Genomic DNA, 13,171 nt, shown 5'->3' with positions numbered 1-13,171 from the left:
GAACAAGATGCTGCGAGACCAGAACAATCGGTCCGAGCCCGCACGAGACGGAACGGGGAGCGAGCCAGCGGAGATGCCAAACCGTGAGCAGGCAGAGCCCGATCTGGTCCGGCTTGTGTTCGACCAGGCCATTCTCGGCATTGAGCTCGTTGATACCAAGAACCACATCCGGGACGTAAACGCCGCCGTCTGCATCATGCTCGGCTACCGGAGGGATGAGCTTGTCGGGCGCAGAGCCATGGACCTGGTGCACCCCGATGACCGATACGAGGTGCAGGCGCTCGCCTCGCGGCTCTTCGCAAACGAGTTCCCGAGCTTTCGGGTGGAGCAGCGCTATCTGCGGAAGGATAGAACAGCTGTTTGGGTTCGTGTGACGTCGTCTCTGGCGAGTTCGGAGTCCGATCTGACCTATCGCCTGTCTCTAATAGAGGACATCAGCGAACGCAAACACGCCGAGGAAGTACAAACCGCTGTCGAAGAGCGGTTCCGGACTCTTGCCGAGCTCAGTCCCGACGGCATCCTGATCAATGCCGGCGGACGATTCACCTACGCGAACCCGGCCGCCCTGCGGCTCCTCGGAGCGAGCGACCCCGGCCAGGTCCTCGGCCGTTCGCCGTTCGACTTCATCCTGCCCGAATATCAAGACCTCGCCCGGACCCGAGTAGCCCAGATCCTGCAGGGACACACGGCTCCGCTTGTGGAACTGGGTTATCGGAGAATCGATGGATCTCGGATCACCGTGGAAGCGACCGCCGGGCCGATCCATTGGGATGGCGCTGCGGCTGTACAGGTTTTGTTGCGTGACGTGCGTGCGCGCAAGGAAGCCGAAGAGGCACGAAGGGCGAGCGAAGTCCGGCTCAGGACCGTGCTCGAGGCTATTCCCATCGGGGCTGTCCTAGCCGATGCCACCGGAGGGATCATCGAGGCCAACAAGGCCTATCTCGACATGATCGGGCGAGCGAAGGACGATCTCCACTCCGGACAGGTGCGGTGGGACGAGATCACGCCGCCCGAATGGCTGATCGCCGACGAACAGGCCATTGCCGATGCCCGGGCTCGGGGCGTTTCGGCGCTGTATGAGAAGGAATATCTCTGCCGGGGCGAGCGAATTCCCGTTCTGGTGCGGTTGGCTTCCGTCAACGGAGGCGACACCTTTGCGGCCTTCGCGTTCGATCTGAGGGATCGCAAGGCCGCAGAGGCCGCCCTGCAGACGCGGACGGCGGAGTGGGAGGCGCTCATCCGGACGGCACCCATCGCCGTATGGTTCACCCATGATCCAAGCCTGCGGGAGGTGCGGGCCAACCGTCTTGCTGCCGAACTGCTCGACGTGCCTCTCGTCTTCAGCATGTCGGACGTGCAGACCGAGCCGCGGCCCCGCCGCCGCATCTTCAAGAATGGGATGGAAGTGCCCCAGGAAGAGGCGCCGCTCCGCCGCGCCATCCGCGGCGACGACGTGCGCAACGAAGAGTGGACCGTCAGCTTCGAAGACGGGCATCGTGTCGACCTGCTCTATAATGCCTCGCCGTTGAGGGATCCCGGCGGGTCCGTGAGAGGGGCGATCGCAGCCGCCGTCGACATCACGGCGCGCAAGCGCTCCGAAGCGGCCCTGAGCGAGCGCGAGGCGCGGCTCCACTCGATTCTGGATACGGTTCCGGAAGCCCTGATCACGATCAGCGAAAAAGGAATGATCGAGTCGTTCAGCCGATCGGCCTCGGCCCTGTTCGGCTACGATGCGAGCGAGGTCGTCGGCCGCAACGTGAGCATGCTCATGCCTTCACCCTACCGCGAGGAGCATGACGGCTATCTCGAGCGTTATCTCCGGACCGGCGAGAAACGGATCATCGGCATCGGCCGCGTGGTCAGCGGCCAGCGCAAGGATGGCAGCGTCTTCCCGATGGAGCTGGCCGTCGGGAGGGTCCAATTGGGCGGGCAGCATCTCTTTACCGGCTTCATCCGCGACATGACGGCCAGACAGCGGCTGGAGCAGGAGCTCCGGCAGGCGCAGAAGATGGAGGCGGTCGGCCAGCTGACCGGCGGCATCGCGCACGATTTCAACAACCTGCTCACCGTCATCCTCGGCAATCTCGAGATGCTCGCGATGCGTCTGACCGACGAGCACCAACTGGAACTTCTGAAGGAGGCATGCGACACGGCGGAACACGGGGCTCAGCTGACCGAGCGTCTGCTGGCGTTCGGAAGACGGCAGCCGCTTCAGCCGAAGCTGACGGATGTAGGCGATCTGCTCGGCGAGATGACGCCGCTGCTCCGGCGCACCCTCGGAGAGACGATCCGGGTCCAGGGACGATCCGATACCGACCTTTGGAAGGTGCAGATCGATCCGAGCCAGCTGCAGAACGCCATTCTGAACCTTGCAATCAACGCGCGGGACGCCATGCAGGGCGGTGGCCATCTCATGGTAACGGCCGAGAATGTGGAGGTCGACGCCACCTATGCGCGGATGCATCCGGAAGTCAGGGCCGGGCGCTACGTGCTGATCGCGGTGACCGATACCGGCGCCGGAATGTCGAGGGAGGTGCAGGAGCGCGCATTCGAGCCGTTCTTCACCACCAAGGAGGTCGGAGCTGGAAGCGGGCTCGGTCTCTCCATGGTCTATGGTTTCGTCAAGCAGTCGGGCGGGCACGTGACGATCTACAGCGAGCCCGGCCACGGGACGAGCATCAGGATGTATATGCCTAATGCTGCCGTGGCGGAGGAAGAATCCCCCGCATCCGTCCCTCAGGCTACGGTCGATGCATTTCGTGGACACGGGGAAACTATCATGCTCGTGGAGGATGAGCCCCGGGTGAGGCGGATGACCGTCGTGAGACTTCAGGACCTGGGATATCGGGTGCTGGAGGCGGCCAACGGACCTGCTGCGCTCGCCCTGCTAGAAGCCAGCCCTGAGGTCGACCTGCTCTTCACCGATATGGTGATGCCTGGCGGAATGACTGGAGCCGACCTGGCCGAGGTGGCGCGGAGCGGTCGCCCAGACCTTCGGGTGCTCTTCACATCGGGCTACGCGGAGCCGGATGTCGTGAAGCGAGGGCAGGCGACGGATGCCGGTTGGCTGAAGAAGCCCTACAGCACGCTCGAGCTCGCGCGAATTCTTCGGACCGTTCTCGATTCACCCTCATGAAGGTCTGCTGGCGCGGTTACGAAATGTCGCGAAATGACACGCAATATCACCAGAGTGCCGTTTCCACGTTACACGGACAGGTTCTCATGCCCTCGATCGGACCAGACTGAGAACACTCGATGCTCCTGCGAAGGTTCATACCCGTCCCGGAATTCGCCGCGCGTACCGTGCTCGTCGTGGCGGCTCTGGTCGGGTCGGCGGACCCCGCGAGCCGGGCTGCATTCACGGAACGCCCGCTCAAGGGGAGGATCGAGGGACTGCCGCGCCGCACCCCTCACAGGCTCCTGGTGGACGAGAAGGCCTCGGTCGAGCGGGTCCGTTCGATCCGAAATCGTCAGTCGTGAATGCGGAGGTCGGTCATGCCGGTTTTCGATGCGAGTGTGCTCAACGACAACGACGAGGCTATGGCGTTCCTGCGGTCCGTTCTGGCCCCGCCGGAGGGGAGACCCGCACGTCCGGTGCGCGAGATGTCGGATATGCGCCGGATCAGACCCGCTGAGCGGCACCGGATCGGGCGCTCGACATCCAGGGTGCCACTCATCGTCGGTGTCGCCGTCTCGATCATGACGGCACGGGTGTAGGGCGCCTCGGCTCGCGCAGAAGGAGTATTTCGCATGATCGCAGGCCCCCTGATGACGATGGAGCTTGCATTCGCCGTGACTACATCCGGCCTCTCTCTGACCGAGACTAAAGTCGCGCGTAAAATCGTCCGCAAGCCGGCGACGCCGCTTTTAGCGCTCCGGCTTTAGGGAATAGCCGACCTATGAGCGAGGCCGATCTTCTCCCATGCGCTCCGCAGCCAGCATCGCTGCCTCGACCCTGTTGCGGACGTTGAGCTTCTCCATGATGACCGTGACATAACCTTTGACGGTTTTCTCGGTCAGACCCAGCTCGTTTCCGATGAGCCTGTTGCTGAGGCCCTGAACCAGGAGACTCAGAATCTGCTCCTCTCGGCTGGAGAGTTCCGGAAACGTCTTCGCGGCCTTCTCGACGGAGCTGCCGCGCTCGTCGCGCCCCTTGAACAATTGGGCTGCGAAGTTGGGAGAGACGTAGTTCTGGCCCTTGCTGACGACACGGATCGCCTTGACGAGTTCCGAACTCGTGGTGCCCTTGAGCAGATAGCCCCGCGCGCCCCGCCTCAGGGCGGTGCGAACGCCATCCTCGTCATCCACCACTGTCAACATCAAGGTCTTCGTCGACGAGCAGCGCAGGGAGATCTTCGAGACGGCGTTGAGCCCTCCGCCCGGCATATTCATGTCGAGCAACAGGATGTCCGGCGCGCTGTCGCGGGCGATCTGAAATGCGTCTTCCGCGGTCTCGCCTTGGCCGACGACCTCGATGTCCGGCTCAGACTCCAGGGCGAAAACGACCCCGTCCCGGTAGAGAGGATGGTCGTCGACGATGCCGACCCGAATCTTATTCTCCATCTGAGGCTCCCAATGTCAGGGGTAGGGATGCGCGGATCCGCGTTCCGGAACCTGGCGCAGTGTCCAAGAACAGCTCTCCGCCGATGCTTTCAAGCCGGTCACACAAGCCGGCCAAACCAAGTCTGCCCTCGCCGGTTTTGCCGTCGGCAGTGCTCATCCCGGGACCTTGATCGGCGACCTCGATGAGGACCGTCCGGCCGTCCCAGTGCGCAATGACCTGCTGCCCCGCGCCGCCCGCGTGCTTGAAGGAATTGTTCAGGCCTTCCTGAACGAAGCGGCACAAGGCGATCTTCACATATTGCGGCGATTCCTCGGGAAGGTCTCCGAACGTGCACGTCACGGCCGTACTCGTGCGGCGCTCATGATGGCGGATCATGAAGGTGAGCGCATCCCGCAACGAAAATTCCTGAACTTCCGGAAGAAGCAGCCCGCGACAGACGTTCCGGATGTCGTTGATGGCGTCCGACAGGGCCTTGTGAATCTTCTTGAGGTTGTCACGATCCTTCTCGGTGCCCTGGACGCGATCGAGCCGCAGAAGGGCCAGGCCGATGAGCTGCGCGATGCCGTCGTGCAGATCGTATCCTAGGCGCCGGATGACGCGCTCGTTATCTTCGGTCGCATTGCGGGCGGCACGTTCGACCCGTGTCCGAAGCAGCCGGTTCTGCTGCAGCAATTCGGAGAGCTGGGCCACCCTCTTCGTCAGAGCCGCACGCTGCTCGTCGATGGTCCGGCTCCCACGCGCGACGATCGAGAAAAGGACTGCCATCATGGCAAGCGTGATGATGGCGGTCGAGATCCAGATCCTCCATTGGGATTCGGCAAGTTCCGCCTTCAGCGCTTCGGCGCGCTCATGAAACTCGACGACGGCGATGACGTTGCCCTGGTCCGTGTCGCGGATCGGCGCGAACACTTCGAGCAAGGGCAGCCCGGTCGCACGATCCCGCGCATCTTCCTCGTGGAAAAGGTCGTCGAACTCCACAGCGACCGTTCCCAGCCACGCCCTGCGCGGGTTGGGGTTGAGAGGAAAAGTCCGGCCGATGAGTTCCGGTTCGGAGCTGTACACGATCAGGCCGTCCCGCTTCCAGATCCGGATCGATGTGACGTGGTCCATGACCGCCGGCCTTGCCAGCGCCTGCCTGAGGTTTCGGATGCTCTGTTCGGAAAGTTTGTCGCCGGAGGCCAGTTCCTGCAGGTGGGGAGCGACGAAATTGTTGATGAAGAGTGCGGCGGATGCCGCGTTCACCTCGGCGACGCCTCGCTCGATCGTCTTGGAGACCAGGATCCCCATGGCGAGCATGCCGGCCAGCATGACGCCGAAGGCCACGAGAAGGAATTGCTGTGCAAGGCTGCCCCTGAGCCGAGAGGACGGCCTGCGCACGTCTCCCAGCTTCATTCCATAGGATGCGTACACTGCCGCATTCTCCCGTTTTCCGAGCCGATGCTCCGCCTCAACATTCAGGCAGAATAAGAGCTTTTTCTAGAGTAGACGTCGCTCTCGGCGCGGGTCGACCCTACTCGAAAGGGGTAGGTTCGGTCCGACGGATTGTCCCAGATCCGCCCGCATCTCCGCATTCCTAGTGCTCTGTCACCCGACCCAAACCAACGAACCGGAGGGAAATAGAGCTTGTCAGAGCAGGATCCTAGTCGGACCAAAGCCCTATACCGACCAAAGTCCGAGTCCGCGAACCGACCAGACTCGGACCTCCGTTCACCGACCACTTCCGAGGCTTCAGACCGTATAGTTAAGCGTTCGTAATTCTGCCCAAGATGTGCCCAGGCGCCGCCATGTTTGCGGCACGAGCAAGGGCAGGACTCCCATGGTGCACATCGTCAAGCATGACCTCGAATTCATCCTGAAGCAGATCAAGATCGCAGAGGCCAATTCCGTGGCTCATGACGGTCCCGGATCGACCCCTCTGAGCCAGTTGGTCAGCCATCACCTGCTGCCCTATGGCTTGCGCACGGTGGATGGCAGCTACAACAATCTGATCCCAGGCCATGAATACGATGGCGCCGCCGACCAGATCATGCCGCGCCTGCTTGATCCGAAGTATGTGCCGGCCGATGTGAATCCCAGGAGCGGACAGACGACGAGCTATCAGAATCCCGGCACCGTGTACGATGCCGACCCGCGCATCATCTCGAACCTGATCGGCGACCAGTCCCTCGACAACCCGGCTGCCATCTATGCCGCGCTGAGCTATGCCGGCGTTGCGGATGCCGACCTTACGGCTGCCGTCAGCGCGATCCGCGCTGCCAAGGTGGCGCTCGATACCGCCATTGCCAATGCCGGCCCAACGCCTGCAGAAATCGTTGCGCTGCAACAGGCTCTGCAAGAAGCAGAAGCCGATGCGGCGACGGCAGCGGCGGATGCTGCTGCTGCGCAAGAGCAGGCGGAAGCGGATCAGGCCGCCTACGATGCCGCGTTGGCCGAGGTCGCTCTCGCGCAGCAAGGCGTCGATGCCGCCCAGGACGCGCTGCTTGCGCTGGCGATCGACGGCATTCCGACCTCCGAGCAGCAGGCCGAGATCGATGCTGCGTTCGCCGCTCTCGAGACTGCGGCGCTCGAACTGGACGCCAAGGAGACCGCCGCGACCAATGCTCAGACGAAAGCCCTGGCTTCCAGCGAGACGGCTTCTCAGGCGCAGGAGTTGTCGCAGGCGGCCGATGCCGAGGTAGCGGATGCCCAGCAGGCTCTTGACGACGCACAGGAGGCGAATAGCGAAGGTGCCGCAGCCGTTGCGGCCGCTCAGGCGGACCTGAACGCCAAGTTGGGCCAATACGACGTCGTCGTGGAGAACGGCAGCGTCGTGCTTCCCAACGTGTCCGCCGACCTCGGCGACACCGCGCCGTTCAACGGGTTCTTCACCCTGTTCGGCCAGTTCTTCGACCACGGTCTCGATCTCGTCAGCAAGGGCGACAATGGCAGCGTGTACATCCCGCTCCAGCCGGACGATCCGCTCTACGTGCCCGGCAGCCCCACCAATTTCATGGTGCTGACGCGCGCAACTCCGGTGAAGGGCTCGGGCGCCGACGGGCAGATGGGCACGGCTGACGATACCGTCGACCACCGCAACGAGACGACCCCTTGGATCGACCTCAATCAGGTCTACACGTCCAATCCGTCCCACCAGGTCTTCCTGCGTGAATATGCGCTCGTCGATGGCAAGCCGATGGCGACCGGCCGCATGCTCGAAGGCGCCAATGGCGGTCCGGCCACCTGGGCCGATGTGAAGCTGCAGGCCAAGACCATCCTCGGGATCGAGCTGACCGATGCGGACGTGCTGCGGGTTCCGGCCATTCTGACGGACCTTTATGGTGAGTTCGTCCGCGGCGCCAACGGCTTCCCGCAGCTCGTGACCTCTGCCGGGTTCGTCGAGGGAAACATCGGCACTCCCGCAGCGGCTTCGCAGGCCCACTCGGCGGGACGCGCCTTTCTGAACGACATCGCCCATACGGCTGTGCCGGGTTTCATCGACCACGACCGCAATCTGACGACGCCCGATATCGCGATCGCGCCGGATGCTGACAATATCGCAGGCAATCCGATCGTTCCCAACGTATTCGGCTTCAACCTGACCTACGACAACGAGCTGCTCGACAAGCATGTGATCGTGGGTGACGGCCGCGGCAACGAAAATATCGGCCTGACGTCGATCCACCACGTCTTCCACTCCGAGCACAACCGGATGATCGAGGAGACGAAGAAGGTCGCGCTCGAATCCGGCGACCTGGCCTTCCTGAACGAGTGGCTGCTCACAGACGTGACGGCGCTCCCGACCACGCAGGCCGAGATCAATGCCCTGGTCTGGGATGGCGAGCGCCTGTTCCAGGCTGCGCGCTTCTCGACGGAGATGGTCTATCAGCATCTCGTGTTCGAGGAATTCGCCCGTGCCGTCGCGCCGGATGTGGATCCTTTCCTGTTCTCGAACACCACGACCGTCAGTGGCGCCATCGTGGCCGAGTTCGCCCACGTGGTTTATCGCTTTGGCCACTCGATGCTCAACGAGAACATCGACATCATCTCGATGGGCCAGAACGGCCCGACTCAGAGTCAGATTGGCCTGATCGACGCCTTCCTCAACCCGATCGCCTTCGGGGCCGCTGGCACGAACCCGGACGAGGCGGCCGGTGCGATCCTGCGCGGCATGACGCGCCAAGCCGGCAACGAGATCGACGAGTTCCTGACGGGCGCCCTGCGCAACAATCTGGTCGGCCTCCCACTCGACCTCGGCGCGCTCAACATCGCCCGTGCCCGTGAGACGGGTGTGCCCTCGCTCAACGAGGCCCGGCGTCAGTTCTACGCCGACACCCACGACAGCCGTGTCAAGCCTTACGAGAGCTGGCACGACTTCGCGCTGTCGCTCAAGAACCCGGCCTCGGTGATCAACTTCATCGCGGCTTACGGCACTCACGCCTCGATCACGGCTGCGACGACGCTCGAGGCGAAGCGCGCGGCGGCAACCGCTCTCGTGCTCGGAGGAACCGGGGCTCCAGCCGATCGACTGGACTTCCTCAATGGCACCGGCGCCTGGGCCAACGCGGCCAATGGCCCGACCATCACAGGCCTCGACACAGTCGACTTCTGGATCGGCGGCCTTGCCGAGAAGAAGATGACGTTCGGCTCCATGCTGGGTTCCACCTTCACCTACGTGTTCGAGTACCAGATGGAGCAGCTCCAGGCGGGCGACCGGTTCTACTATCTCAGCCGCACGCAGGGCCTGAACCTTCTCAACGAGCTCGAGGCGGACTCCTTTGCGCAGCTCATCATGCGCAACACCAGCCTCGGCGACGGAAACTCGACCCATGTCAACGGCGCGGCCTTCCAGACGGCGGATTACATCCTCGAAATGGATATGGCCAAGCAGATCGGAGCTGACCCGACCCACTCGAACCCGATCCTCCAATCCATCAGCCCGATGGTGATCCGCAAGGACCTCGATGGGGACAATGATACGGACTACCTGCGCTACACCGGCACCGATCACGTCGTGCTCGGCGGCACGGACGAGAACGACACCTTGATCGGCGGGGAGGGCGACGACACACTCTGGGGCGACGGCGGCGACGACAGCCTCGAAGGCGGCTACGGCGTCGACCATCTCCACGGCGGCGACGGCGACGACATCATCACCGACAGCGGCACCGACATCGGCGCGGCCGACGTGATCCATGGCGATGCGGGCAACGACGTCATCAACCCGGGCAGCGGTCTCGACCTCGTCTTCGGCGGCAGCGGCCAGGACTTCATCTTCGGCGGCACGGAGGCCAAGAACGTCTCCGGCGGCCTGGGCAACGACTTCATCCGCGGCGGCACCGGCATCAGCTTCCTGGCGGGCAATGAGGGCGACGACTGGATCGAGGGCGGCGAGAGCTTCGATACTCTCGCAGGTGAGAACTCCGAGCTGTTCTTCAACTCGACGATCATCGGCCACGACGTCCTGAACGGACGGGGGAACGACAACGACTACGACGCCGAATCCGGCGACGACATCATGTTCCAGAACGAGGGGATCGAGCGCAACAACGGCATGGCCGGCTTCGACTGGGCGATCCACAAGGGTCACCACCAGGCCGCAGAGTCGGACATGCGGATCACGATCTTCCAGAACCAGCAGAACAACATCCTCCGGGATCGCTTCGACCTCGTCGAAGGTCTGTCGGGTTGGAAGTTCAGCGACACGCTAACCGGCCGCGACGTCGTCCTGGGTGGATATGATGCGAACGGCAATGCGGCCGAGGTTCAGCCCGGCTCTCCGCTGGAATCCTATTCCAACGCACTGCTCGAGAAGAACCTTCATCTGATCAAGGGGCTCGAGGGTCTCGTGGCCCACCTGCAGCGCACCACCGTCTTCGGTGCCGACGGCAAGGCAGAAGTCGTCGTGATGGATACGTCCGATGCCTCTGACATCCTCCTTGGCGGCGCCGGAAGCGATACGATCACCGGCGGCGGCGGCAACGACATTATCGACGGCGACAAGTGGCTCAACGTCCGCATCCGCATCCAGGCTCTGGATGCCGATCGCAAGCCGATCTTGGACGCCAGCGGCGACCAAGTCTACTACACCGCTGACGGGATGGACTCGAAGATCTACCGCGAATCTGACTACGTGAAGGGTGAGGTGGCTGCAGGTGCACAGCCGCTGTTCGGCGGCAAGACGCTGCAGCAGACGATGTTCGACCGGACCCTCAATCCGGGCCAGCTCTCGATCGCCCGCGAGATCGTCGATGGCGGCCAGGCAGCCGACAAGGACGTCGCGGTCTACTGGGACGTGAGGGACAACTACACCTTCACGCTCAACGACGACGGAAGCGTCACCGTCGAGCACGTCACCGTCTCGGCACAGGTCGATCCGATCACTCAGCAGAACCGGGTTTCGGATGGCATCGATCGGCTCTTCAATGTCGAACGCCTGCGGTTCTCGGACGGAAACGGCGGCACGGTCGAGTTCGATGTCGACAACCTCATCAACAAGCCCGCCACGGGCGTGCCGGTCATCAGCGACCTGACGCCCACCGAGGGCCAGCCTCTAACGGTCGATGTCAGCAGCATCCAGGACGGCAATGGGCTCGGCGCCTTTTCCTATCAATGGCAATCCTCGGCCAACGGAACGACGTGGAACAACATCGCCGATGCGACGGGAGCGACCTTCACCCCGCAGGATCTGGCCGGAACCGCCTTCGGTGCTCAGGCCGGGCTCCAGCTGCGGGTGGTGGTGAGCTTCACCGATGCCGGCGGCAACGCGGAATCCGTCGCGTCTGTGGCGACCCGGCCGGTGGGCGTGAACTGGGACGGCAACGCCGCAGCGGATAATACTCTTAACGGTACTGCCGGCGACGACATCGGCGACGGTGTCGACCCGTTCCTTTTCATCTTCGGCGGCAATGACGTGCTCAACGGCAACGACGGCAACGACAGCCTCAATGGCGCCGGCGGCAATGACGTCCTGAACGGAGGTGCCGGCAACGACACGCTCAACGGCGGCTCCGGTACGGACGTGGCGGTTTATGCCGGGCCGGCGGGAGACTACGATTACGGCCTGAACGCATCCGGCCAGATCACCATGACGGATCGGACCGGAACGGAAGGCTCGGATACGCTCACGTCGATCGAGCAGCTGCGCTTCGCTGGCGTGACGTACACGCTGAACAACGGCATGAATACCGCGCAGACTCTAACGGGCGGCACCTTATTCAGCGCCAATCGGGCCGACATCCTTCTCGGGCATGCCGGCAACGACACGCTCAACGGAAATGGCGGCAACGACATTCTGGTGGGCGGTGCCGGCAACGACACGGTCAACGGCGGCGACGGCAGCGACCTCATCGTTCAGGTCGGCGGCACCGACGGACGCGATCGTGTCGATGGCGGAGCGGGCATCGACACCTACCAGCTGAACGGATCGGCCGGGGCGGAGACCTTCACGATCTACAGCCGTACGGCGGCCCTGGCGGCCATCAACGGTCTCACGCTCGCGGGCAACACGGAGATCGTGATCGCTCGGGACGGCGTCGTGATCGCCGAGCTTGACAACATCGAGGAGATCCGCGTCAACACCCTTCAGGTGACTTCGCCGGGCGGTTCGACCGGCGGCGCGAGCGGCGGTGACACGATCCAGGTCGTCGGCAACTTCAACGGGACGAGCCTGAACTTCAGCACGATTACCATCGACGGCAACGAAGGCGACGACACGGTCGACATCTCGGCCCTGTCCTCGGCGCACCGGATCGTGTTCCGCTCCAATGGCGGCCACGACACCATTGTGGGCACCCTGCGTCAGCAGGACGTGGTCGAGCTGGCGCCGGGCAGGACGGTCGGGGACTACACCCGGACGGTCAACGCCAACGGCACGATCACCCTCGCGAGCGATGCCCACTCCGTCACCTACCGCTGTGAGGAGGCGCAGGAGCCGATGATCCGCGAATGCGCGGACGACGATGACATGCACCATTCGCCGTCAGGCCGGCCGGTCGCCGGTGATGACACCTTCACGGTCAAGAAGGGCGGGGTGCTCAACCTCACCGTGGCGGATCTGCTCGCCAACGACAGCGACCCGGATGGCGATGCGCTGTGCGTGGTCGCGGTCGATGAGGACGAGCACGGGACGGTGGTGCTCAACGACGACGGCACGCTCAGCTTCACGCCGAAGGCCGGCTTCACCGGCACCGCCTCCTTCACCTACCGGGTCGAGGACAGCAACGGCGGCCACGACCAGGGCAAGGTCACGATCGTGGTGAGCGAGGAGACGTCGAATCCGGCCCAGCCGCCCGCGGAGCATCCACCCGTCGAGCAGCCTCCGGCCGAGCAGCCTCCGATGGTGGAGCAGCCGGTTCCGGCGACGCCTGCGGTGCCCGAGAACTTGGTGTGCCAGGGCGGCCGAGGTCACGACCGGCTCTGGGGCGGCGACGGCCATGACCGCCTCTACGGCGAGAAGGGCCACGACCGCCTCTATGGCGGCGGCGGCGACGATCGCCTCTACGGCCATGACGGCCACGACCGCCTGTGCGGCGATGCCGGCGCCGACCACATGTGGGGCGGACGCGGCAACGACACCTACGACGTCGACGACCGCGCCGACCGGGTCTACGAAGGCCGCAACCAGGGCAC

The 13,171-nt window shown here is 63.8% G+C and carries 6 protein-coding genes and 1 pseudogene; 5 read left to right on the top strand and 2 right to left on the bottom strand.

What is annotated here, in order from left to right:
* Positions 1 to 7: 7 nt before the first annotated feature.
* The 4 genes and pseudogenes from DES45_RS26365 to DES45_RS19865 form a co-directional block, all read left to right on the top strand.
* Positions 8 to 823 (top strand): annotated as a pseudogene (locus DES45_RS26365) (PAS domain-containing protein); the annotation flags it as partial.
* A complete protein-coding gene (locus tag DES45_RS25835; RefSeq protein WP_281024100.1) occupies positions 806 to 3,136 on the top strand; it encodes a hybrid sensor histidine kinase/response regulator in 2,331 nt (776 codons plus the stop codon). The pseudogene DES45_RS26365 and the gene DES45_RS25835, both read left to right, overlap by 18 nt.
* 119 nt (positions 3,137 to 3,255) lie before the next feature.
* Positions 3,256 to 3,480: a hypothetical protein gene (locus DES45_RS19870; protein ID WP_114771836.1), complete on the top strand. Its 225-nt coding sequence runs from the start codon at positions 3,256 to 3,258 to the stop codon at positions 3,478 to 3,480.
* A 15-nt stretch (positions 3,481 to 3,495) separates the two neighbouring features.
* Positions 3,496 to 3,717 (top strand): hypothetical protein, encoded by a 222-nt coding sequence (locus DES45_RS19865; RefSeq protein WP_147282455.1) that lies wholly within the window; start codon positions 3,496 to 3,498, stop codon positions 3,715 to 3,717.
* Positions 3,718 to 3,897: 180 nt separating this feature from the next.
* On the opposite strand, the gene DES45_RS19860 is transcribed toward DES45_RS19865, so the two are convergent.
* Both DES45_RS19860 and DES45_RS19855 read right to left on the bottom strand, forming a co-directional pair.
* Positions 3,898 to 4,563 (bottom strand): response regulator, encoded by a 666-nt coding sequence (locus DES45_RS19860; RefSeq protein ID WP_114771832.1) that lies wholly within the window; start codon positions 4,561 to 4,563, stop codon positions 3,898 to 3,900.
* Entirely contained in the window at positions 4,553 to 5,974 is a 1,422-nt protein-coding gene (locus tag DES45_RS19855) for a sensor histidine kinase (protein ID WP_147282454.1), read from the bottom strand. The genes DES45_RS19860 and DES45_RS19855 overlap by 11 nt, the downstream gene beginning before the upstream one ends.
* Positions 5,975 to 6,380: 406 nt before the next feature.
* Between DES45_RS19855 and DES45_RS25430 the strand changes: the two genes are divergently transcribed.
* The coding region (locus tag DES45_RS25430; RefSeq protein ID WP_210210240.1) for a peroxidase family protein at positions 6,381 to 13,171 on the top strand (6,791 nt) is incomplete at its 3' end.

This window comes from Microvirga subterranea, from assembly GCF_003350535.1.
GTDB classification, from domain to species: domain Bacteria; phylum Pseudomonadota; class Alphaproteobacteria; order Rhizobiales; family Beijerinckiaceae; genus Microvirga; species Microvirga subterranea.
Note: the sequence above shows the minus strand (reverse complement) of the source record. Positions and strands in the feature narration are given on the sequence as shown.

Coding starts and splice junctions, on each gene's coding strand:
- DES45_RS19870 (WP_114771836.1), top strand. CDS start 3,256: ATGCTCCTGCGAAGGTTCATACCCGTCCCGGAATTCGCCGCGCGTACC.
- DES45_RS19860 (WP_114771832.1), bottom strand. CDS start 4,563: ATGGAGAATAAGATTCGGGTCGGCATCGTCGACGACCATCCTCTCTAC.
- DES45_RS19865 (WP_147282455.1), top strand. CDS start 3,496: ATGCCGGTTTTCGATGCGAGTGTGCTCAACGACAACGACGAGGCTATG.